Genomic DNA, 25,007 nt, shown 5'->3' on the forward strand with positions numbered 1-25,007 from the left:
TAAACAATTAACAAGAATTGATGTTTTTTCATCTTCGTAATTCTTAAGAGGGAGTTGTTTACATGGTTTACAAAGAACGGTATCGACAATTATTAGATAAAATGAACCAATATAATTCAGGTGAAAAGGGAATTACGAGAGTTGCCTATACAAATGAAGAACAGGCCTGTTTACATGCCTTTGTTCGTTTATGCAAAGATGAAAATCTTCAAATTCATATTGACCATTGTGGAAATCTTATTGCTCGTAGAGAAGGCAGTGTGCCAGGATTACAACCAGTTGTCATGGGATCTCATTTAGATACTGTTTATCAAGGGGGTAAATATGATGGAGTAGTTGGTGTAACTGCTGCACTTGAGGTCATCAAACGACTAAATGAAAAGTCTATTCTGACAAAACACCCAATTGAAATTATTGCTTTCGCCTGTGAGGAGTCCTCTCGATTCGGTGTCTCAACTGTTGGCAGTAAAGCGATGGCTGATCTAATTGACAAAGAAAAATACCGTCATCTAGTAGATAGAGATGGTATTTCAATGGAACAAGCATTTGCTTATTGTGGCCTTGATTTTAGTAGTATTGATCAAGCAAGTAGAGTAGAGGAAGGTTTTCATGCCTTTTTTGAATTGCATATTGAGCAGGGCCCGATGCTAATCAGCTATGGTAAAAAAATTGGAATTGTTACAGGTATAGCAGCACCAGTCCGCATATTAATGAAACTGAGGGGGAAAGCCTCTCATTCAGGAACAACCCCAATGAGTATGAGGAAAGATGCCCTTCTTGGTGCATCAGAACTCGCATTAGAATTGGAAAAAGTAGCGATAGCAGAGCAAGATTTTGGGACTGTAGCAACGGTAGGTATTTTGGACGTTGTTGCGGGATCAATGAACGTTGTGCCAGGCGAAGTAGAGTTGACGATTGATATTCGTTCATCTTCTGTGGAATCTAGAGAGCGAGTGCTGAATCATCTGTATGCCACAATAGCTCTTGTTCAACAAAAAAGACAGCTTGCTATAGAATACAACATTATTAGTTCAGAGGAGCCTGTCCTACTATCTCCAATTCTAATGAAAGAACTAGAAGATATTTGTATTGAAAGGGACCTTTCGTATCAATATATGCAAAGCGGTGCAGGACACGATTCGATGAATATGACAAGACTTGGACCAGTGGGCCTTATCTTCATTCCATCTGAGGATGGATTAAGTCACCATCCCGATGAGTATACAGAGCTTGATGATATTTTATTAGGAATTGATGTTTTAGAAGAAGCGGTAATAAGGTATGCTTCAATCATTTAAATGACTTGTTGTGTAAAATAGCAATTTTAGAGCCTTAAAACATGAAAAGCTTTATACAAATGATACTGACTATCAAAAAAAGACGACTATTTCTCATGGTGAGGGAATATCGTCTTTTTCTGTTATCCTGGATAATTACTGAGAAATAAAAGCAGTATTCATCCCGCATTAACGGGCAGTAGGACTCCCATTTTAAAGTTCAGCGCAAGAAAAGAAGTAAGGTATAAGATAAACTGCCCGTAAAAGCCCGATTGGTGAAGACTAGTGGGGAAAGAAACCCCACTGATTAAGTTTCACTTTATCCCGCATTAACGGGCAGTAGGACTTCCATTTTAAAGTTCAGCGCAAGAAAAGAAGTAAGGTATAAGATAAACTGCCCGTAAAAGCCCAATTGGTGAAGACTAATAATCAGTGGGGGGGAAAGAAACCCCACTGATTAAATTTCACTTTATTTGCTGGCGCTTCTGATTACCAATTTTAACCTGAATGAGGATCATGGCAATGACGATGACCATCATGCCAATAATTGCGACTGTAAAGTTACCTGTATAATCTCGTACAAGACCAACAAATAAAGGTCCAAGTGCGGCAAAAACGAAGCCTACCGATTGAGTCATAGCTGCCAAAATACTTGCTTCCTTGATGTTTTTGGCTTCATCAATTGGTAATGTTAATCCTAATGAGAATAACCCACCTGCACCTATGCCAATGAAAAGACTGCTAAGCCAAGGGTTAACGGAAAATAGTAGCATAGATAGACCGATTAATTCTAACAATGAACAACTCACTAACCATACTGCTCTATGCTGAAAACGATTATTTAATATCGGTACTAAAAAAGTTGCAGGCATTTGGGCAACCGTTAATAATGTCAACATCATTCCGGCCTGTTGTTTACTATAGCCCAAATCTTCTACTATAGGTGGCAACCAAGCCATGATTGTATAAAACATGAAAGCCATTAAGCCAAAAAAAACAGTTAATAACCAAGCTTTTTGATCTGTTAAAAGTTGCTTTAAATTATTGTCAGCATTAGAAGTGTCTGATCTAGTGTTAGTTGCTGGCTTTTTCTCAATTGGTTTCCACCAAAAGAAAACAGCGATGACAGCAAGAATAGCCCATGAAGCAGCAGATGCTTGCCATGTATGAAAAAGGGCGCTTAAAGGTATGGAAAGCCCTGAACCGAGTGAAGCTCCTACAACTAATGCTAACGAATAAATACCAACAACACGAGAAGGATTCGTGAAATTTTGTTTAATAAAGCCTGATAGTAAAGGCCCTGCGATAGCGATGCCAATGCCAGCAAGAAAGGCTGTTAGCAGCATCACCCATGCAGAGTAGGCAAAAAACCTTGCAGCTGTTGCCAGTCCAATAAGAATAAGTGAGTAAGTAATAGCTCGTTCGAGACTAAAGCGATTGGCAAGTTTTATTGCAAATGGTGCAAATAGGCCCATGCATAGTACCGCTAGTGATGTTAATAAGCTGGCAGTAGCGGCACTCATGTGTAATGACTCTCGAATGGTTCCTAACAAAGGTGAAACGGAAGTTATCACGGGTCGTAGATTAAAGGAAGCTAAAATAATAGCGATAATTGGTAAAATCGTACTTTTTATATTCATTCTCTTTCAACTCCATCTAAGCATAATAATTACAAATTGAAGTCTATAACAACACAAATAATTGAGCAATACTATTATTACTATTACAATGATAGTTACAAACTATGATGGGTCGTGATACATTGGAAATACGTCATTTACACTATTTTATGGCTGTTTGTGAGGAGTTACATTTTACAAAAGCAGCTGAAAAACTTGGTATTTCCCAGCCGACGCTGAGTCAGCAAATTCGTGTACTCGAAGACGAAGTTGGTATGCCACTGTTTGATCGGATTGGCAAAAAAATTGTGCTGACTGAGGCAGGCACATTGCTGTTAAGTTATGGGACAGAAATATTAGATACATTACAAAATGTTAAAGACGCCATTAAAGATTTACAGGATATGAAAAGTGGCCATATACGAATAGGAATTATGCCATCAGATCTAGACTATCGAATAACACAGCTTGTCATCGATTTTCACGAAAAGTTCCCTAAAGTTAAATTAAAGATTATGTCGTCCATCGAAATTGTGCGGCAAGTTCTAGAAAATGAAGTTGATATTGGTATTGGTATTAATGTCCTACCAAATGACCGCCTTGTTACGATTCCTTTATGTAGGGAGGAATACGTGCTAACTGTATCGAAGGAGCATCCGATGGCCAATCGAGAAAGTATAAACATAGCAGAGTTGAAAAATCTACCAGTGATTATGTATCCAGAAGGTTTTTTTGGGCGTGAAATTGTGGAGGAGACCGTTAAAAAACATGGTTTTCAATTAAATTCTGTGCTAGAGACATCTTCAGTTACGTCGATTATTAATCTTGTTAAAGCGAACATAGGTGCAACTGTACAGCCCTATCCGTTAATTAAAGAGATGAATGACCCTACCTTGCATATCATACACATTGAGGACGAAGCACCAAGCCGCAGTTTGTCGATTATTTATCGGGTAGAGCGTTATTTAAGTCAAGCAACAAAAGTGTTAATTAAACAAATTGAAGTTTATTTTCAAGGCTAGTCCGAAAGAGGGCTAGCTTTTTCTAATGTTGCAAAAAGTGAATACTCTGGGGGAAGTTGAATAACAAGAGTATGAAAAAAGAAAAATAAAATAAAAAAAGAGGTTCCTTTTTTTGGATAGGTGCCATATAATATCTATAAACCGACAGTCGGTCTATATACAAATAGATCTCTTACATTTTACAAAATAGTGGGGTTCTTATTGCTAAAAATGTCTTGGAGTGCACAAATTGAGTGGCTCATTTGGTTAAGTATTATGAGTGTTTTTAGTAATGCCATTCTTCTTGCGATACAAAAAAATAGTCATTTTCATAGACATTGCAAATCTTCATATTCAAGAGTGTCGTAAATATTAGTTACTTTAATAGTTCTCAAAGAAAGGGGTTTAATGAATGGAATCACAGATTAAAAGAAAAGGTTTTTCAAAAGATTTTAACCTGATGGTGATAGGGCAAATTATTTCTATTTTAGGATCTGCGCTTTTAAGGTTTGCCTTATCACTGTATGTACTAGATATTACAGGACGTGCAGATCTTTTTGCAGTACTATTTGCGATATCGAGTGTCCCAATTTTACTTGCACCGCTTGGAGGAGCAATTGCTGATAGGTTTAATCGGCGTAATTTAATGGTGATTTTCGATTTTACGAGTAGCATAATTGTTTTTATTTTCTTTGCAATGCTAGCTATTGGTAATAGCTCTGTTTTGCTTATTGGTGTTGTGATGGTACTACTGTCCTTTGTTAGTGCTATGTATGCGCCTGCAGTGATGGCCAGTATTCCAGTTCTTGTAGAAGAGGAAAAGCTTGAGCAAGCAAATGGAATTGTTAATGGTATTCAAGCATTGTCTAATGTAGCTGCTCCTGTATTAGGAGGAATACTGTACGGTATGATTGGCTTAAAAGTGCTTGTCGTGTTAAGTGGTGTGTTCTTTTTCCTTTCTGCCATATTAGAGATGTTTATTCATATACCATTTATCCAACGAGAGCAGAGCGGACATATTATTCCGACGCTTGTAAATGATTTGAAAGAGGGCTTTAGCTATGTAGTGAAGCAATCTTTTATATTCAAATGTATGATTTTAGCGGCATTATTAAATTTATTATTAACACCGCTGTTTGTCGTAGGGGTTCCGATTATTCTCCGAGTTACGATGCAAAGTAGTGATACATTGTATGGAGTAGGAATGGGGTTAATTGATTTTGCTACCATTTTAGGAGCTTTATCGATGGGGTACTTTGCAAAAAAAATGGGTATCAATAATTTGTATATTTGGATTTTCATCACTGCTTTATTGATTGTCCCAATGTCTCTATCGGTGACACCTTTACTGCTTAATATTGGCTATTATCCATCCTATACTTTATTTGTTGTAAGTTCACTTCTAATCGCTATGATTATGACGATCATCTCTATTTACGTTATTACAGTTGTACAAAAAGAAACACCAAATGAAAACTTAGGGAAGGTCATGGCTATCATTATTGCCGTTTCACAATGTATGGCACCAATTGGGCAAATATTGTACGGTGTTTTATTTGAGGTATTTAATGTTAAAGTCTACGTTCCTATTTTAATGATTAGTATTGCCATGGTAGTTATGGCAATTGTAACTAAGAGAATTTTACGCTTTGAAAAGAGCGAAGCAGCAGAATGATTGAAAGTAATCTGCTATTCTATGTTGTACTATTCAATAATTCTAAACAAAATTAAATACTATTTTCAAATGATTAACCTTTAAGTCCCTTTAATGCACATTAAAAGGGGCTTTTTTGTAAATAAAAAAGACGTGTTGAATTGGAAAATATAGAGATGGTTAACTATCCCTGATAATACATTAATATGGAAAATAACACTTGACCTTCAAGTTAGTTGAAGGTTTACATTGGAGTTAGGAGAGGTGTGATGATTTGAAAAAATATATGACAATTCAAGAATTCTCTGAAAGAACTGGTATAGCCAAAAGTACATTACGATTTTATGAAACTAAAAATTTACTGTTACCGGAGGAAAGAAGTTCAAATGGCTATCGAGTTTATGCGGATAGTCAAATTGCAACTGTAAAGTTAATATCCACTTTACGATTAGCAGATGTATCTATTCATGAAATTCAAAATTATTTACACGAGCAGGATGAAACGACTCGCCAGGAGATGATGAAAACGTGGATTCAAAATATGAAACAAAAACGAGATTTGTTGGATATTAGCTTACGTTACTTAGAAAGTAATTCCATTCGAGATGATATCTATTTGATTGATAAAAATGATGAAAAAATTATTTGGTATACAGCTCAATCCACAACGGGTAAATTTGGAGCGCACTTTGAAAAAAGAGCAAATGAATTAAAACAATTGAATATTAGCATTAAAAGTTATTATTTAAATTATTTATCTGGCCAAGATGTAATCAAAGCTCAAATCGGCTTTGGTGTTCCAGCAAATACAAACATAAATAATATAGCTGAAAGTGATTTTATTGAACATATGCCTTCTTGTATTTGTTTGGCGTTACCATTTAAAGAACAAATGTCAACGATCAAGGACGGATACATAAAATTACTTCAATACGCGCTTCAACACAAATGGGTACCGACACGCTCCATTCTTGAATGGTATCGAGGTGATGATTTTACTCAACTAGATTTATTGTTACCTGTTATACAAATTGAGAAGGGATAGAAAGAAAATACTGGGGATATGAGGAAGGTGCAATATGAAACGATTCATCCGCTTTTGTATGAAAAATGCTTTAACAATGATATTAGTAATACCTCTTATTATTGTAGGAGGAATTTATTCATTACAAACATTACATAGTGAGAAGTACCCGAATATTGATATTCCATATTTAACAGTAGTTATTCCTTATCAAGGAGCTTCACCCGAACAAGCGATGAATGATATAGGGGAGCAAATGGAAAGGGAATTTATGAAGCTAGAAGGGAGAAAAAATGTTTATACAAACGGTGTAGCCAATGCCGTATATTCAACTATTGAATTTGAAATGACAATGAATATGAAGGATGCAGAGCAACTCGTAAGGAGAAGTATAGATAAATTACAGTTGCCTAAATTTGCAGGGGAACCGAAGTATGAATTAACTAAACCTGGTGGAAACCCAATAATTTTCTCAATGGGTATATATGCTTCAGAAAAAAATGACGAAGTCGAAACCTTTGTAAAGAATACTATCATTCCACAACTTTCTGTAATAGAAGGAATAAGTGATATAGAAATTAGTGGAACAACGGAAAAGTTTGTTATGATTCAACTCTTGCCACATCAATTGATGACAAGGGGAATTACTTTAAATGATGTTCGAGAAGCCATTTTGGCAAATAATCTTTCAATGCCGACTGGAGACATCGCCATTTCAAATGAAGTATTGCCAGTGCGAATAAATAGCAAGCTAAAATCTATTGAGGACATTAAAGACATAAAACTTTTTACTAAAGAAGTAAATTCGCAAAATATTACAACCACGAATTTAGGCGAAATAGCTGAAATTTCATATGAAAATGATTACACAAACAATATGACGCGCATTAACGGAAAACAGGGCGTAAGTTTCAGCATTATTCCGGAAGGTGGTGCTAATACAGTAGCAATCGTTGATCAAGTGAAAAAAGAAATAAATAATTTAGCTATTCCGGAAGATTATAAAGTCGAAATCTTACGTGATCAATCCATCGAAATTAATCAATCGGTCCATTCTATGCTATGTGAAGTATTTTTAGGGGCATTAATGACAATCATCATCACCTTATTATTTTTAAAAAATATTCGTTCGACCATTATTGCCGTCATCTCCATTCCGGTCTCAATTTTTGCATCTTTTCTTTTGTTGAAAGCAATGGGATACACATTAAATATTATGACACTGGCTGGTATTGCTGTAGCAGTTGGACGAGTTGTAGATGATTCAATTGTCGTCATTGAAAATATATTTAGAAGAGTTAGAGCTTCAAAAGAAAGAAATGTAGAAATAATAGAGGAAGCTACAAGTGAAGTAGCATCTGCGATTACTTCCTCAACGATAACAACTGTTGCTGTTTTCTTACCACTGGCCTTTGTGCCTGGAATTGTAGGAGGTTTTTTTAAGCCACTTGCATGGACTATTGTTATTTCATTGTTGATTTCATTAATTGTTGCTGTAACTATTGTTCCAATATTGTCCAAGATCTTTTTATTAAAAATTACTCCTAAAGAATCACATGAAAATAGACTTCAAACTTGGTATCGAAACAGTTTGACTTGGGTTTTACAGCATCGTTTAGTTACTTTAACCTTGGCATTAATAATTTTGATAGGTTCTATTTTCATTATTGCACCGAGGTTAGGGACAACCTTCTTACCACAAGAGAATGTGAATGATTTCAAGATCGACATCACAATGGCAAAAGGAACTGCTCCAATGAAAACAGCTGATGTCGTAAGTAGAGTAGAAAATATATTATTAAATCGAAAGGACATTAACCTTATAAATACTAATATTGACGGACAATCCGGAAGTGCGACGATTTCATTTGTTGTCATTGATTCTGTTGGTAATTTGACCGAATATGTAAATGATGTTCGACTACAATTAACTACGATCACTGAACCAGAGGAAATGACAGTCGCAGGTATAGGTGGAATTATAGGAGGAGCAGAAAGCAGATACACACTAGTTGTAAATGGGGCGGATTTCGAGGATATTAAAAAAGCAAGTGAGCAGATCACTGCTGCTTTAAAAGAAGTACAAGGAATGGAGGATGTGACAACATCTTTAGAAGGAGAAGTACCTGAAATCGTTTTCGATTTGGATAATGAAAAACTTGCTGAAAAAGGAATAACTCCGGCTATAGTTGCACAAAGCCTTCGAACACTCATTAATGGTGATGTAGTAACGACCTTGAGGGTTGAAGAGGAAACGAGAGAAGTGAACCTAGGGTTGAAAATGGATGAAGTTACATCCCTTGAAGATTTAGGTCAGCTCCAAATCAGTAATGCATTGGGAATGCCTGTCTTTCTTTATGAAATAGGAGAGCTCAAGAAGGTTAATAATGTAACTTCAATTACTCATCTAAATGGCAATGAATATATCATGGTGTATGGAACTATTACTGATGAAAAAGTAGGAGATGTCACTGCTCAAGCAGATAAGGTAATTAATAACTTACGGCTTCCTAAAAATATTAGCTATTATAAGGAAGGTGTATCTGCATCGATGGATGATGGTTTCAAAAATTTGTCGATTGCCATAGCAATTAGTGTTATCTTAGTTTATTTGGTTATGGTTTTCACCTTCAAAGAAGGAAAAGCACCGTTTGTTATCTTGTTCGCTATTCCATTTTCTATTATTGGCGCATTAATTGGACTTTATATTATGAAGGAACCAATCGGTATGCCAGCAATGATCGGTTTACTCATGCTAAATGGAATTGTCGTAACGAATGCTATCGTTCTAGTTGATAAGGTGAAGCAATTTGAAAGATGTGGAATGACCAAGCAAAAAGCTTTAATTGAAGCAGGGGTCGTACGTATTCGCCCAATTTTGATGACAGCAATTGCAACAATGGGTGCATTAATCCCGATGGCTATTTCGAATGAAACTGGGATGATATCAAAGTCTCTTTCTGTTGTAGTTATAGGCGGGCTATCTACTTCTACTTTTCTAACATTGTTTATTGTACCTATTCTTTATAGCCTATTTAAAAAGAATTAAAAAATTATAAAAACCACCCCGTAATAATTAGATTTTTTTATCTATCTTTTACGGGGCAGTTCATTTAAAAGGTGGTTTTATATTTGTGACATTAGTACCATCTTCTCCGACGCCTTGCAGGTATTCTTTGTCGAGATAGAAACTCAGTAGACGGGAAGATTGGTTGAGGAATGCTTTCAATAACAGAACGAACAATTTGATGTTCCGGGAGTTTTACATTTGAAAAAGTGATATTTTGAGTAGTGTTCAAGAGTGGTGAAGATAGCTGATTATACTCCACATTGTCTTCTAAGTAAGTTGTTTCAGTAGAGTGAGTAATGTTTTTAGTACTAGTTAAGAGAGGGATAGTTTGAGGAGTATATTCTATTTCGTCTTCTAAATACGTTGTTTGCAAAGAAGCTTGAGAGTAGTCAACTATTTTTTCAGGTGGCGTGATGTGTGGAGTAGTGTTCAAGAGTGGTACAGTATGCTCATTATTGCCCGTAACAATATGAGCGTCGTAATGATTCTGTTCTGGTGAATACTCTATTTCATGGTGTTGGATTTCAGCATGTTGCTCTTGCGCAGGGTGAACGTCCTTCATGACGAGTATTGGCCGCATCATGTCATGATCTTCATGTTCTAGGAAATGACAATGCCACATATAATGGCCGACATGATCTTTCCAATGCATAATAATTTTCGTAACCTTCCCTGCTTCAGCTTTTACAGTATCCTTCCACCCTTGCTCATAGTCATGCGGTTTTTCAGAGGGACCTGTAAATGCCAATCTACCTTCATTTTGATATAACTCTATATCGAAAGGCCGTCGTTCTATTATTTTAAATTGAATTAAATGTAGATGAATAGGGTGATCAAACTGTGTGGCATTTATAAAATTCCATATTTCTATACTATCAAGTGCAGGCTTTTCAGTAGCAGGGTCATAATACATACGATTATTTAATAATAACATTGGCCGACCAAATTCATCTGTCGTAGCAGTTAATGGTAAATGTCTCTCGATATGTGCATCGTGTGGATGTAAATCCATTGATACTGCAAGCCTTTCAGGTATTTCACTCGTGTCCTCACAGTTTAGAGGAAGACATACTTTAAACTGCATGATTTCTCTCGTATGTTCATCTATGAAATCTTCATCAGAATTAACTAACGTTATTTCCTGACCTTCATATTTTGAAAAATCGACAATGATATCTGTTCGTTCTGCCGGCAATAACTCAACAGATTGAATTTCTTGAGGAGCAGTTAAAAAGCCTCCGTCGGTTCCTATTTGTATCATAGACTCACCGTTCGAAAGGCTAATGACATAACCTCTTCTATTGGAGCCATTAAGAAAACGAAATCTATATTTACGAGGTTCGACATTTAAATATGGCCATACCTTGCCGTTTACAACGATGGTATTACCAACAAAGCCAGGTGTAATAGATGGGTGTACAGGAACTGGAAATGGTGGTTCATCAGGATAGAAAAGTGAGCCGTCTTCATTAAATGATTTATCTTGAATTAAGATAGGGTACTCATAGTCACCACAAGGTAAGTTAGAACGCTCCTCAAGTGAATCCCGAAGTAAATAAAAACCTGCTAATCCTGCATACACATTTAAACGAGTTAGCGCCATTGCATGATCATGATACCACAGTGTAGCACCGGATTGATGATTGGTATATTCATGTATTTCTTTACTGAATTTTGGACCTGTTTGTGCATAATCTCTTGTATACCATGCCTCGGGATGGCCATCACTTTCCCAATCTACATTTGCGCCATGTAAATGTGTAACAGTCCTTACTTCTTTAGAATCGTTTGCCGCATGAAGTGTAAAATCGACGGGTAAGAAGTGCTTTAAGGGTAATTGGTTTGAATATCTAACATAAATGCTTTTGTCTTTTGTAGCTTCAATTGTCGGTCCGGGATAAAGTCCGTTATAGCCCCAAATGATTGATTTTGGGAAATCTTTATGGAAACAATGCTCTGCTTGCATCATTTTAAGTTCATAATAATCTTTTCTCTGTTGGCCCTTAAAGTATTTAGGTTTAGCGGTAACCGGTTTTGGCAGCTCATCCACAAATTTTGGTATTGTCGCTGGATCTGTAGGATTAACTTCTATAGTCAAAACATCACGTCCCTTTTTCAATTCTTAAAATTGCTCATTACCTTATAATATGGGTAAAAATAATAGGCAACTAGGCCAATAATGGAGATAATTGTACTTATATAAAATATCTACTGTTTATCGCTTATTAACTGCCAGAAGAGACTTAGACGATAAAAGGTATCATCATGGGCGTTTGTGTCAATTACAATAAATATTTTTATAGTAGCAGGCAAATGGATGCTTGTACCGCGCTATTTGTGAATTATTAAAAGGTTTTTTGCGGAAAATATTACTTCCTATTTGCAATTGTGAATAGGAATTTTTTTAATGAAAGGGTTAACATTTTTCTGGGCTGAACTAAAAAGAAATAAATTACTACTCGAATCATTTGAAAACGTTAATTTATCAACGTACAATATATGAAATTAAGAAACACGACAGCGCAAAATTGTTGTATAATGTTGTGGTATGAGGAAAGAAAGCAGGTTGACAAAAATGGAAAGCAAAATGAATGTATACGCAGTTATAGACATGCAAAAGCATCAGGCGTTCGTGTTAAAAAAAACGCTAGATGTGAAACATAAGGTGAATATATGAAAAACTGGTTGATTTTCATTTCTGTCTTTATGGTTTCATTGTCACTTGTCATTAGTATTTTAGTACTCTGGAAAGCCGAGGCTCCATTCCGATCAATTGAAGATCAGGCTGAACAGTTGGCACTCGATGCCAAAGCCCTCGCAATTGTCTCGGAGTCTTACACATATAATGGCAAACATTCGTATGTCACTGTGTTCGGGGTAGATGAATATGGTGATAAAAAAGCTGTCTTTGTTCCGACGAATCTAGAAGCTGATTCGATTAAGGAAGTACTTTTAGAAGATGGTATTACGGAAAAGCAGGCATTATCGGTTTTAAAAAAAGAAGGCAATGTACAAAAGGTCCTTAATATCAAATTAGGCTATGAGGAGCCAGGTGCTGTTTGGGAAATTACATACCTAAACGATCACGATAAGCTCAACTATGTCTATATTATGTTTAAGGACGGCGACTGGTGGAAGCGCATTACGAATTTATAAGAGGAGTAGATCCCGTATGAAAAATTTATTAGCAAACCGTGTAAAAACTTTAACACCTTCTTCAACTTTAGCAATTACTGCAAAAGCAAAGGAATTAAAAGAGCAAGGTATTGATGTTATTGGTCTAGGTGCTGGTGAGCCAGACTTCAACACGCCACAAAATATTTTAAACGCAGCCATTGACTCGATGGAAAAAGGTTTAACAAAATATACACCTGCTGGCGGTCTTCCAGTACTTAAAAAAGCGATTATCGATAAACTTCAACGCGACAACAATCTTACATACAAGCCGAATGAAGTGATTGTAGGTGTTGGTGCAAAACATATTCTTTATACTTTATTCCAAGTTATTTTAAACGAGGGCGATGAAGTTATTATTCCGATTCCTTATTGGGTATCTTATCCTGAGCAAGTAAAATTAGCAGGTGGTGTACCTGTTTATGTGGAAGGCACACGTGAGCAAGGCTATAAAATTACTGCGGATCAATTAAGAGCTGCTGTGACAGATAAAACAAAAGCAGTTATTATTAACTCTCCTAGCAACCCATCAGGTATGATTTATTCTCGTGAAGAGATTGCTGAAATTGCTGCTGTTGCAGAAGAAAAAGATATTTTAATCGTGTCAGATGAAATTTATGAGAAGCTTGTATACAATGGTATTGAGCATTTTTCAATTGCACAGTTATCTGATGCAGTGAAAGCACGTACAATCGTTGTAAATGGTGTTGCGAAATCTCACTCTATGACAGGCTGGCGTATCGGGTATGCTGCAGGGGATGCGGACATTATCAAGTCAATGACTGACCTTGCATCACACTCAACATCAAACGCAACAACAACTGCACAATATGCAACAGTGGAAGCGTACAATGGACCACAAGACGCTGTAGAAGAAATGCGTCAAGCATTCGAATCTCGTCTTGAAAAAATTTATCCACAGTTAAGTGCAATTCCTGGCTTCAACGTTTTAAAACCTCAGGGTGCATTCTACTTATTACCAGATGTAGCAGAAGCTATGGCTCACACTGGCTATGATTCAGTAGATGCATTCGCTTCGGATATTTTAACAGAAGCAAACGTAGCAGTGATTCCAGGTTCTGGCTTTGGTGCACCAACAACAATGCGATTATCTTATGCTACATCTTTAGACTTATTAGAAGAGGCAGTCCGTCGAATTGATACATTTGTAAAATCAAAATGGCAAGACTAATCCTTTTAACCAACTTTGGAGGATTTCTATGAAAAAAATTATGATTCAAGATATGCCAAAACATATCGGTGAAACCGTCAAGCTAGGAGCTTGGTTAGCGAACAAACGATCAAGTGGGAAAATTGCCTTCTTGCAATTACGTGATGGTTCTGGCTTTGTTCAGGGCGTTGTTGTAAAAGAAGAAGTAGGCGAAGAAATTTTCGCCATTGCAAAAGGTATGACTCAAGAAACTTCAATGTACATTACGGGAGAGGTTAAAGCTGATGAGCGTTCAAGCTTTGGCTGTGAAATTGCTGTAACTGGTATTGAAGTACTACATGCTGCAACTGATTTCCCTATTACACCAAAAGAACATGGTCCAGAGTTTTTAATGGATAACCGTCACTTATGGCTACGTTCTCGTAAGCAACATGCGATCATGAAAATTCGTAACGAAATTATTCGTGCAACTTACGAGTTTTTCAACGACAATGGCTTTACAAAAATGGACCCACCGATTTTAACTGGATCAGCTCCTGAAGGTACTTCTGAGCTATTCCACACAAAATATTTTGATGAGGATGCATATCTTTCTCAATCTGGTCAACTTTATATGGAAGCGGCTGCAATGGCATTAGGTAAAGTATTCTCATTCGGTCCTACATTCCGTGCAGAAAAATCTAAAACACGCCGTCACTTAATCGAATTTTGGATGATTGAACCGGAAATGGCATTTGTGGAATTTGAAGAAAACCTAGAAGTACAAGAACAGTATGTATCGCATATTGTGCAATCAGTTCTGGCAAACTGCAAATTAGAATTAGAGCGACTTGGTCGTGATACATCAAAACTTGAAAATATCAAAGCGCCATTCCCTCGTATTTCTTACGACGATGCCATTAAATTATTACATGAACAAGGATTTGACGATATTGAATGGGGCGATGATTTCGGTGCACCACATGAAACAGCAATTGCTAATTCATTTGACAAACCTGTATTCATCACTTGTTACCCAGTAGGCATTAAGCCATTCTACATGCAACCACATCCTGACCGTGATGATGTAGTATTATGTGCAGATTTAATTGCACCAGAAGGTTATGGTGAAATAATTGGTGGTTCTGAGCGTATTCATGACTTTGATTTATTAAAATCACGTCTTGAAGAACATCAATTATCTTTAGATGCTTATGCATGGTATTTAGAGTTACGTAAACAAGGTTCTGTGCCACATTCAGGCTTCGGTCTTGGATTAGAACGTACAGTAGCATGGATTTCTGGCACGGAGCACATTCGTGAAACGATTCCATTCCCACGTTTACTAAACCGTTTATACCCATAAGCAACAACTCTTGCCAAAAATTGAGGTAGGAGACTTGTACCTGACGCTTCACTTTCGGTACTGATAAAATATTGCCTTTAAAGCAGTTAAAATTAAAAGTCGCGTAGTATGTCTACGCGGCTTTTCTACTTACGATGGAAAAAGGAGTCAAGTATAATATGAGCACAAATAACAATCGACTCCGTACATGGACTGAGCAGAAAATGATTCAAATTCCTCACCTTTTTTTTCAGTTTTATAAGGAGTTAAATATTGAGGATGATGAGGCACTTATTGTTATGCATTTACTTGCGTTCCATATGGAGGGTAATGATTTTCCAACGCCTAATGATTTGATGAATCGTCTCACAATGCCTGGCAATGACGTTACTTCACGTCTACAGCGATTAATGCAAAAAGGTTTCCTTGAAATAACAAGCGACGTTGATGCAAGTGGGAAATTATATGAAAAATATTCGGTATATCCACTTTGGGAGCGTATTATGCAGATGATTGAAATGAAGGAACATCAAAAATCAGCAGCATCACTTCGACAAGAAGAGGGTGAAATATTCCGGTTATTTGAAGAGGAAATGGGGCGTCTTTTATCTCCTTTAGAGCTAGAAAAAATTGGGTCTTGGCTAGATGAAGATAAGCACAGTCCAGCGCTTATTAAAGAGGCGCTTAAGGAGGCTGTGTTTGCTGGTAAGCTAAGTATTCGTTATATTGATCGAATATTATTAGAGTGGAAAAAGAAAAATATTACGACACCACAGGCTGCACAGAAGCAAAGCGAGCAGTTCCGTGAAAAACAAACATTTAACAGACCACCAGCTCGTTCAATTCAGCAAGAAACGCAGTCGACAAATAAAGTACCATTTTATAATTGGTTAGAAGAAAGAGAATAGGGGGCTTCCGATATGTTAACAAAAACACAATGGGAGCATTGTCTAGCGGAAATGGATCGTATGTTTCCTGATGCACATTGTGAGCTAGTACATGACAATCCGTTTGAGCTGACTATTGCTACGTTATTATCGGCACAGTGTACGGATGTACTTGTAAACAAAGTAACGAAAACATTGTTTCAAAAATATAAAAAGCCAGAAGATTATTTAGCTGTATCCCTAGAGGAGCTACAACAGGATATTCGTTCCATCGGTCTGTATCGAAATAAGGCGAAAAATATTCAAGCATTATGTCAACGACTATTAGAAGAGTACAATGCTGAAATACCAGCAAGCCGAGAGGCACTAGTCACATTGCCTGGTGTTGGTCGTAAGACAGCTAATGTCGTGTTGTCGGTAGCTTTTGATATTCCTGCACTTGCAGTGGATACACATGTAGAGCGTGTGTCTAAACGATTAGGGCTTTGTCGCTGGAAGGATACAGTGCTAGAAGTCGAAGAAACAATTATGAAAAAAACACCGATGGACAAGTGGTCGAAAACACATCATCAGTTAATTTTTTTCGGTCGTTATCATTGTAAAGCTCAAAACCCTAACTGTCACACATGTCCTTTACTTGATGATTGTAGAGAAGGACAGAAGCGTTTAAAAAAAGGGCTGGTGAAGGAAGCGTGAATGTAGAAGCAATTGCGAAGGTAAAAATAGATGCTTGGTTTGCAGAGTGGACAGAACTAGAAGCTAAAATTCATGCAGCTCATGATGCAAGGAATGGCGAAGCAAAAGGCTTGATGGAAATGGCCATTTTATTGTTTGATCGTCTAGTGCAAGAAGCAGGCGATGAAGTGTTGCCTATTAACGGTATTGAACGATTAACCTTTATAAAAGCAAAGCCTAGCCAATATGCCTGTTATCGTCAGCTCGGTGAATTATTTAAGGAAACGAAAAAACGAGCAGCACGGCTACGCTTGCAGGCTGCAAAAAAATAATACAACAAATAAACACAAAAATATAAAAAGAGGCTGGTACATAACTGGTCAAACCTGAAAAGCGCGAGAAATCAATTTTAGAAATGTTGATTTCTCGCGCTTTTCTGTGGTCAGAGTTGAGCGAAGCGACAGCAACAAAGAAAGCGCCCAACCGGAACGGAAAATCAATATAGTTCCCCAACAACAAAAAGGCAGAGTAGCGTTAAGCTACTCTGCTTTATTTTACTCAGTACTTCCTTTACCATCATCCGGTGCGGTTGGTTCAGTTGGCGTTGTTGGTGGCTTGTTACCATTATTGTTACCATTGTTTCCTGGTGGGGTACCATTATTTCCTGTATTGCCGCTGTTACCATTCCCACCAGCGTTACCATTGCCATTAGTATTACCATTGCCGTTAGTATTACCATTACCATTGCCACTACCGTTGTTATTGTTATTGTTACCATTATGGTTACCGTTGTCTCCGTTATCACCATTTTGATCAGGTGCTGTAGGTTCCTCAACATCTGGTTGATCCGGAGTATCTGGTTCTTTTTCTTCATCAGTCGTACCTGTTACTTGGAAGGTAGCTGTACCTGGTTTACTGCGTGTACCATCAACAACTGCTACGACAGAAATCGTGTAATTGCCATCTTCTAGTTGTTTACTGCTAATTGTTAAGCCTTTGCTTTCCGTTGTGCCAAGAGAAATAGTCTCTCCACCTTCTCGTTTTGCAGAAACCTCGAAGGTAGTTGGTAGCGGTTCATCTGTTTCCGGATTAAGCATTGCATCATGCTCCCATGAAATATTGATAGATTCACCTTCTAAATCTAGGCTTGCACTTACATTGTAAGGTGAAGAAAGTTCTGGCATTGCGTATTCATTTGAAACTTCCTTAGGCTCTGTACCACGTACAAATAGCTCTGTTTGACGTTTCTCACTTGGAGTAAAGTTACTTGCTAATTTAAGTGGCTTTGTGCCTACTTCAATTGTAGCTTCTACAACTGAGTTTGGTTTTTTGAAACGTGGTGTTTCAACGTTTGCCGAAATTTCTTTCATAATTTGTTTGAATAAATGTTGTGGTAAACGACGTTCATCCCAAGTAGTAATAGGATCAAAGTGTTCTTCATAACCACTCCAAATAGCGATTGAATAGTTTGATGTGTAACCAGCAAACCAAGAATCCGGCACACTTGTATCCGGTAAATTATGCTTGCTAAAATCAGCAGCTGCGTAGTTTGTTGTACCTGTTTTACCTGCGATATCTAATCCAGATACATTGGCTGCTGTACCTGATGCATCAGGTTTATTGCCGACAACATCACGTAACATATCTGTCACCATATAAGCTGTATAATCGCTCATTGCTACATTAGACTCTGGTGTGTAGTCTTTTGTTGTTTTACCGTCACGGTAAACGATTTTTGTAATTGAATAAGGATCAGTGTAAACACCATTATTTCCAAATGCTGCAAAGGAAGCAGCCATTTGCGTAGGAGACATCGTAATATCCCCACCACCGATCGCATCAGATTCATAAATATTTTTAGCATCAATACCTAAACGACCAATAAATTCTTTAGCTTTATCAATACCAACTTCTTGTAATGCTTTAACAGCTGGAACGTTACGTGAAGCATATAAAGCTTTACGTGCTGTTATTGCTCCCATATATTTATTATCCCAGTTCGTAATGGTTTGTTTCGATCCTGTGTAGTTCATTGGTTTATCCACAAGTGTTTGACCTGTTGACCATTTTAAATTTTCGATTGCTGGACCATAGTCTATTAAAGGTTTCATTGTTGAGCCTGGTTGATGATGTAAGTCATATGCATAGTTCCAACCACGTTCAGCCCCGTAATTGCGTCCGCCACCAATTGCTTGAATTTGACCAGTTTTCGTATCAACGACAGCCACACCTGATTGAATTTCTTTTGTTGGGAAATTACTGTCATCATTCATAATGTTTTCAACAGTTTGTTGTGCTTTCGGGTCAAGTGTAGTATATACTTTAATTCCTTCAGCCATTGCACTACCATCACCGTTTTTCTCTAGTTCATTAATAACGACATCAAGGAAGGCATCATATTTAGAGCCAGAAAATTTTTGACGCGTCGCATCATCAGCTAGGCCGGCTTGAACGTTTACTTTCTTAGCTTCTTCCATCTGAGCTTTTGTAATTTTACCATGTTGATACATTAATCCTAGAACTGTATTACGACGTTTTTCTGCAAGTTCAGGATTTTTCAATGGATTGTAAGCGTTTGGACGTTGTACTAATCCTGCAAGTAATGCTTCTTCATCTAAAGTTAAATCTTTTAGTTCTTTACCATAGAAATATTGGGCAGCTGTTCCGAAGCCATAAACACGACCTGACATCAGCATTTTGTTAAAGTACATTTCAAAAATTTCTTCTTTAGAATATTTACGTTCTAATTGGAAGGAAAGCCAAGCTTCCTGTGCCTTACGTTTTAATTTTTTTTCATTTTGTAAAAATGAGTTTTTAACAACTTGTTGTGTTAATGTCGAAGCCCCTTGTGCCCCGAATCCATCACGGAAGTTAGCGAGTATTGCACCGCCAAGGCGATAAAAATCCATACCACCGTGTTCGAAAAAGCGTACATCTTCCGTTGCAAGGATCGCGTTAATCATATCCTGAGGTATATCTTCGTATTTTACATATTTACGGTTTTCTGCACCAATTGTTGCAAATAAATCACCGTTTTTATCATAGAACTCTGAGGAAACGGGGTCCTTCAGTAAGTTTTCATCTAGTTTTGGTGCGGAACTTGCATAATAGGCGAATAACCCAGCACCTCCAATAAAACATGCAGCTACAATAGCTACAAGTGTTAACGTAATGCGCTTAAACCATTTTTTCTTCGATGGTTTCGGAGCGCTTTTTTTATTTTTTTGAGCGAGAGCTTTTTGATGCTCACCGCGTGTTGGACGACGTTCAGTCATTCTACTATCTCCTCACTTTCAGAACCATGGCTTTTTGCTTCAATTAGCTGTTGGACAATCGGTAGATAATCGATGCGTGGATAATAGCTCGTAGGAATTTCAAAAGCTTCCTTTTCTATAGTTGAAAAGGGTATCGATTTACGTTCACCGTTTTCCATCGCTAGCCAGGCCTTTTGTAAAACATCGTATGGCACAATAAAATATCGTTCAAAAGCTGAGAAACGAACGATAATAAAAGCCACACCATTTTGTTCCGTCACTTGCTGCATATGTGTCATTTGATGTAAGTGAACATTCTTTAGGGGAAAACTGGTTTTGGAAGCAGTTTCCTTTGCATCAAAATCAATATAATGCCCGTTCCAAACACCATTATAGTCTGTTGTCGAGGGTGTTCGGAAATAAGCCTCACGAATAACTGCAGCACTTCGTGATGGGTACTCTACTTTGACGATTTGCACAGGAACAGGTTTCTTATGAATGATAGCAAGTCGCCTTTTTACATAATAATCGTTTGCTTCATTAATTTCATCTTCTAGTGTTTTTCCTCGATTACTAAAAGAAAAATCTTTTTCCTTTCCCTTTTTTGCTGTTTTTTGAACAGCTGGATTAGGGGAATATAATTTCCCGTTCGGATAACGAATTGTCACTTAGTTCACCCTCTATAATACTGCTATTATACAATAGTTTACCATGATTAAGTAGCAGTTCTCTACATCCATTAATAGTATGATTGATGCTAAATTAACGGTGGTCGAAATTACCAATATAAAAATCGGTCATTGGGCAATTTTCGCCTCTTAAAGTCGAAAAATATCATGAATTATAACTAGTTCTTTCACGCAAATCGTCAAAATAACTGATGATATTCCCATGCGAATTACATAGAAAAAACTGTACTCCACGTTAGCTTCTCTACTAGATAGACTAATTTGAAGAGGACAAAATTTAATAGACTAGTTTAATTAAATTTTATCGAAATTCTTCTTCTTTCAGCTAACTTACGCTTATTTTGTCACGCATGAAGGTAATTTTATACATGCGGGGAATACATAAATTAAAGCAAAGGAGGCGTTATTTTGAACAAGTTAAAACAATTAGTTGCGCAGTTGGATCTGGTCAATCAATTACTGTTAACGAGAGTGTCTTTGGAAAAAAATGCACAGAGCATGCAATTTTTTATGCAGCTCAAATCTGTTAGCCAGAAAGTAAGCTTAGCAGAAAAGCACTGGCAAGTAAAGAATGCTTGTTCGCCTATTAGTAGTGAAAAATGATAGACTTTGGTACACTTATCTCATATGCAATTTAAATAACCCAATATGAGTATTTTTCATACATTTTTTACCACGAAGAGTGGTGTACTAGGGCTTATTAGCAGAAGTTAGGGATGTCATTTTCTTGACTGAGATGCCATTATTTTAAATTGATTGAAGTGAGACTAGGCGACACCTTGGTCACAGATGGTATCGAGAACGAGCCAGTAGTGGGACGAAGGCTAAAAATATCAAGTACTGTGATTACGCTTTTGTGACTAACATCATGCTCTGTCGTTGTACTTCACTCAGTCGTAACCGAAATTAATCCTAAGTTGTGGTAATGAGCCAATAATAAAGCTTTTATAGATCATTGGGAGTAAAATTACTCATATGATATAAATAATTTAGTAGACTAAGATAGAATGAATTTTAAAATAGTAGGTTCGGAAAATGAGCTTTGAAATGATATTATGCGTTCACGTAAATGCAGATGAATCTTCATTTTAAGGATGGATTCAACCTAAATATGATAAAAATTTAAGGTTCATCACCAAGAGCTGTGTTGAAATGTGCGACTGGTTAAGGCTTTCGCATAGAAGAAGTGCATAGTCGTAACGGAGTCAATCCTAGGTTATGGTGATGGACCTTCATTGATGAGATGAGGTGCGAAATTGTTATTAATACAGCAAACTTCCAAATTAATAGATGAATGTGAAAAATGTGTTTCACGCTTTTGGCAAATGCGTGAGGAGAATCGTACGCCCGACTTTTTTGTTGAGGTTAAGCCATACGCTGATGTCATTCACCAGCTTTTAAAAGAATGGCAGCAAGAGGCGAATGAGTGGATTCGAAAAAATAAACCTAAATATATGCATACGCAACAAATTGCTTCAGCGGTAGAATCGATGGAGCAATTTGTTGTGCAATCCTTTTATAAAGAAACAAGTAAAAAGCGTTTTTTAGATGCGATTCATTCAACCTCGTATACGTTAAATATTTTTGACCGGCTAGTGAAGGAGATAGAAATAGATGTTATCGAAAAAAAGGACCATTAGTGAACTATTAAACGAGTGGAGATATGATGAGGAATTGAAGGAGCGCATTTTACACTGGCAAACGCTTGAAGGGCGTGAAGCTAAATATGCACCTTTACCAGAAAATTTACATCCTTCACTTGTAAAAGCTCTTCGAACAAGAGGGATAGAGCAACTGTATACCCATCAACGTCAGGCGTTTGATTACGCAATGGAGGGTGTTTCTTTTACTGCCGTTACACCAACAGCGTCTGGAAAATCATATTGCTACCATTTGCCGGTACTTCAAAAAATATTAGAAGATAAAAATTCGCGCGCTATTTACTTATTTCCAACGAAAGCTTTAGCGCAGGATCAAAAAAATGATCTAAATGAATTAATCGAACAAAGCGGTGAAGAAATTTTAAGCTATACGTATGATGGAGATACCGCGCCTGGCATCCGCCAAAAGGTTCGTAAGGCAGGGCATATTGTGATGACAAATCCTGATATGCTTCATTCGGGGATTTTGCCACATCATACGAAGTGGGTTTCACTATTTGAAAATTTACAGTATATCGTTATTGATGAGTTGCATACATATAAAGGTGTGTTCGGTTCACATGTTGCGCATGTAATTCGAAGGTTAAAACGTATTTGTGAGTTTTATGGCAGTAAGCCAATTTTTATTTGTACATCAGCAACTATTAAAAATCCAAAAGAGTTAGCGGAATCCCTAACGAATGAAAGCCATGCCCTAATTAGCGATTCCGGAGCGCCGGTTGGGAAAAAGACATTTCTTTTTTATAACCCACCTATCGTCCATAAAACATTTGGCGTGCGTCGAAGTGCTGTTTTAGAGGTGAGTGACCTCGCGAAAAGATTATATACAGCAGGTATTCAAACTATTATTTTTGCTAAAAGTCGCGTACGAGTAGAAATGATTGTGACATATTTAAAGGAACTAACACGCAATAAACTTTTAGATGAATCGGTGCGAGGTTATCGAGGTGGTTATTTACCATCTGAGCGACGTGTTATTGAACGAGGTCTTCGTGACGGTACTATTCAAACAGTGGTTAGTACAAATGCGCTGGAATTAGGCGTCGATATTGGCCAATTACAAGCATGTATCATGACAGGGTATCCTGGAAATATCGCAAGTGCTTGGCAGCAAGCAGGTCGTGCTGGTCGCCGTCAGGATGAAGCACTAATTATTTATGTAGCACAATCTGCAGCACTTGACCAGTACGTAGTGAACCATCCACTCTTTTTACTTGGCAGTGCACCAGAGGAAGCGCGTATTTATCCTGAAAATATGCTGATATTAATGGATCATTTGAAATGTGCAGCATTTGAGCTACCATTTTCCACGCATGATACGTATGGTGAATATGATATTCAAGAGTTACTTGAATATTTAGCGGAGGAAGGCGTTGTGTTTAAAACGAGTGAGAAGTGGCATTGGATGAGTGATCGTTTTCCTGCACATGATATTAGTCTTCGTTCTGCTTCACAAGAAAATGTTGTGATAATTGATATGACCGTCCCTGCACAAACAAAGGTTATTGGTGAAATGGATCGCCATAGTGCGATGACATTGCTACATGAAGAGGCTATTTATTTGCATCAGGGCATTCAATTTCAAGTAGAAAAGCTTGATTGGGAGGAAAAGAAAGCATTTGTACGAGAAGTAGATGTCGATTACTATACTGACGCTAATCTTGCAGTTGAGATGAAAGTACTAAAGGAAGATCGGAGCAGAGATTATCAGGGTGGTGTTATTGGTTTCGGTGATGTTGGCTTAGTCGCGCAGGCAACAATGTTTAAAAAAATACGCTTCGGTACACACGATAATATCGGTTCTGGCCCTATTCATTTACCACCGGATGAAATGCATACAAGTTCTTCATGGCTATCATTCTCTGCGCTAGAAAAATGGTCGGAGGCGGAGCTAACAGACGCCATGACAGGAACTGCATATGCGATGAATGCGTTCATACCATTGTTTATTCAATGTGATAGTAGCGATGTAGCAGTTGTCCCACAGGTAAAGGCAACTCATAATGAGCAACCGACATTTTTTGTTTATGATAAGTATCCTGGTGGTATTGGATTAAGTGAAAAGGTTTATGATTTATGGGAAGATTTGTTGACTAAGACGCGGGAGCATGTAACGAGCTGTGCTTGTGAATCAGGCTGTCCATCATGTATAGGAGCTCAAGATAGCTTACAGCAAGCAAAGAAAAAAGTAATAGAGCTTCTTCAAATTTTAAATTAGAACACTAAAAGGGCTTGAAGAGGAAAAAGTCTAAAAAACTATTCCTACAAGCCCTTTTTCATTATTATATAATTCATTTTACGGTTATTACTTGCCAATTCTTTATGTATATTCTTTCGTTGTTATTTTTGGATATGCTGATTCGATTTTACATTGTAAATTAAATTTAACCCTATTGAACTTGAACCTATCGCACACTAGCAGATTCTATATTTTAACCAGAAATAGCACATCTTCTCTTTGTGCAGAAGCTAAAAGATGCGCTATGATTAATATAGGTTATACTTGTGGTAAAAAAGAACAATCCTT

Annotated in this window: 18 protein-coding genes; 14 read left to right on the plus strand and 4 right to left on the minus strand. The window is 37.2% G+C overall.

What is annotated here, in order from left to right; translation table 11 throughout:
• The first annotated feature begins 62 nt into the window (after positions 1-62).
• Positions 63-1,298, plus strand: coding sequence for a Zn-dependent hydrolase (locus ACFVT8_RS13700; protein ID WP_387080957.1), 1,236 nt, complete (start codon positions 63-65; stop codon positions 1,296-1,298).
• 443 nt (positions 1,299-1,741) lie between these two features.
• Here ACFVT8_RS13700 and ACFVT8_RS13705 read toward each other — a convergent pair whose 3' ends face one another.
• Positions 1,742-2,917 (minus strand): MFS transporter, encoded by a 1,176-nt coding sequence (locus ACFVT8_RS13705; RefSeq protein WP_387080958.1) that lies wholly within the window; start codon positions 2,915-2,917, stop codon positions 1,742-1,744.
• A 104-nt stretch (positions 2,918-3,021) separates the two neighbouring features.
• Between ACFVT8_RS13705 and ACFVT8_RS13710 the strand changes: the two genes are divergently transcribed.
• The 4 genes from ACFVT8_RS13710 (at position 3,022) to ACFVT8_RS13725 (ending at position 9,624) form a co-directional block, all read left to right on the plus strand.
• A complete protein-coding gene (locus ACFVT8_RS13710; protein WP_387080960.1) occupies positions 3,022-3,918 on the plus strand; it encodes a LysR family transcriptional regulator in 897 nt (298 codons plus the stop codon).
• A 391-nt stretch (positions 3,919-4,309) separates the two neighbouring features.
• Positions 4,310-5,572, plus strand: a complete 1,263-nt coding sequence (locus ACFVT8_RS13715; protein ID WP_387080961.1) for an MFS transporter — start codon at positions 4,310-4,312, stop codon at positions 5,570-5,572.
• Positions 5,573-5,825: 253 nt separating this feature from the next.
• Entirely contained in the window at positions 5,826-6,596 is a 771-nt protein-coding gene (locus ACFVT8_RS13720) for a MerR family transcriptional regulator (protein WP_387080962.1), read from the plus strand.
• 34 nt (positions 6,597-6,630) lie between these two features.
• Entirely contained in the window at positions 6,631-9,624 is a 2,994-nt protein-coding gene (locus tag ACFVT8_RS13725; protein WP_387080963.1) for an efflux RND transporter permease subunit, read from the plus strand.
• 91 nt (positions 9,625-9,715) lie between these two features.
• Here the strand turns inward: ACFVT8_RS13725 and ACFVT8_RS13730 are convergent, their stop codons facing one another.
• Positions 9,716-11,737: a multicopper oxidase family protein gene (locus ACFVT8_RS13730; protein ID WP_387081519.1), complete on the minus strand. Its 2,022-nt coding sequence runs from the start codon at positions 11,735-11,737 to the stop codon at positions 9,716-9,718.
• A gap of 581 nt (positions 11,738-12,318) precedes the next feature.
• Here ACFVT8_RS13730 and ACFVT8_RS13735 point away from each other — a divergent pair.
• From ACFVT8_RS13735 to ACFVT8_RS13760, 6 genes are all read left to right on the plus strand, one after another.
• Positions 12,319-12,801: a cell wall elongation regulator TseB-like domain-containing protein gene (locus ACFVT8_RS13735; RefSeq protein ID WP_387080964.1), complete on the plus strand. Its 483-nt coding sequence runs from the start codon at positions 12,319-12,321 to the stop codon at positions 12,799-12,801.
• Positions 12,802-12,817: 16 nt separating this feature from the next.
• Positions 12,818-14,011: a pyridoxal phosphate-dependent aminotransferase gene (locus ACFVT8_RS13740; protein WP_387080966.1), complete on the plus strand. Its 1,194-nt coding sequence runs from the start codon at positions 12,818-12,820 to the stop codon at positions 14,009-14,011.
• 28 nt (positions 14,012-14,039) lie between these two features.
• The gene (gene asnS, locus ACFVT8_RS13745; RefSeq protein ID WP_387080967.1) at positions 14,040-15,335 is read left to right on the plus strand and encodes an asparagine--tRNA ligase; all 1,296 of its coding nucleotides are present in this window, start codon (positions 14,040-14,042) and stop codon (positions 15,333-15,335) included.
• Positions 15,336-15,493: 158 nt separating this feature from the next.
• Positions 15,494-16,222, plus strand: coding sequence for a DnaD domain-containing protein (locus ACFVT8_RS13750; RefSeq protein ID WP_387080969.1), 729 nt, complete (start codon positions 15,494-15,496; stop codon positions 16,220-16,222).
• Between the two features lie 12 nt (positions 16,223-16,234).
• A complete protein-coding gene (gene nth / locus ACFVT8_RS13755; protein WP_387080971.1) occupies positions 16,235-16,897 on the plus strand; it encodes an endonuclease III in 663 nt (220 codons plus the stop codon).
• Entirely contained in the window at positions 16,894-17,208 is a 315-nt protein-coding gene (locus tag ACFVT8_RS13760) for a YpoC family protein (RefSeq protein WP_387080973.1), read from the plus strand. Before nth ends, ACFVT8_RS13760 begins: the two co-directional genes overlap by 4 nt.
• Positions 17,209-17,430: 222 nt before the next feature.
• Here ACFVT8_RS13760 and ACFVT8_RS13765 read toward each other — a convergent pair whose 3' ends face one another.
• Both ACFVT8_RS13765 and recU read right to left on the minus strand, forming a co-directional pair.
• Positions 17,431-20,151 carry a PBP1A family penicillin-binding protein gene (locus ACFVT8_RS13765; RefSeq protein WP_387080975.1) on the minus strand — a complete coding sequence of 907 codons (2,721 nt, stop codon included), beginning with the start codon at positions 20,149-20,151 and terminating at the stop codon, positions 17,431-17,433.
• Positions 20,148-20,798, minus strand: coding sequence for a Holliday junction resolvase RecU (gene recU / locus ACFVT8_RS13770; protein ID WP_387080976.1), 651 nt, complete (start codon positions 20,796-20,798; stop codon positions 20,148-20,150). The genes ACFVT8_RS13765 and recU overlap by 4 nt, the downstream gene beginning before the upstream one ends.
• Positions 20,799-21,227: 429 nt before the next feature.
• Here recU and ACFVT8_RS13775 point away from each other — a divergent pair, with 429 nt between their 5' ends.
• The 3 genes from ACFVT8_RS13775 (at position 21,228) to ACFVT8_RS13785 (ending at position 24,698) form a co-directional block, all read left to right on the plus strand.
• On the plus strand, positions 21,228-21,422 hold the full coding sequence (locus ACFVT8_RS13775; protein ID WP_387080978.1) for an endonuclease: 195 nt from the start codon (positions 21,228-21,230) through the stop codon (positions 21,420-21,422).
• A gap of 653 nt (positions 21,423-22,075) precedes the next feature.
• Complete coding sequence (locus ACFVT8_RS13780; protein ID WP_387080979.1) at positions 22,076-22,459, plus strand: YppE family protein; 384 nt, start codon at positions 22,076-22,078, stop codon at positions 22,457-22,459.
• Positions 22,434-24,698: a DEAD/DEAH box helicase gene (locus ACFVT8_RS13785; protein ID WP_387080981.1), complete on the plus strand. Its 2,265-nt coding sequence runs from the start codon at positions 22,434-22,436 to the stop codon at positions 24,696-24,698. The genes ACFVT8_RS13780 and ACFVT8_RS13785 overlap by 26 nt, the downstream gene beginning before the upstream one ends.
• Positions 24,699-25,007: the final 309 nt, after the last annotated feature.

Origin of the sequence: Lysinibacillus sp. NPDC058147, assembly GCF_042884205.1 — a bacterium.
In the GTDB taxonomy this organism is placed as follows: Bacteria; Bacillota; Bacilli; order Bacillales_A; family Planococcaceae; genus Lysinibacillus.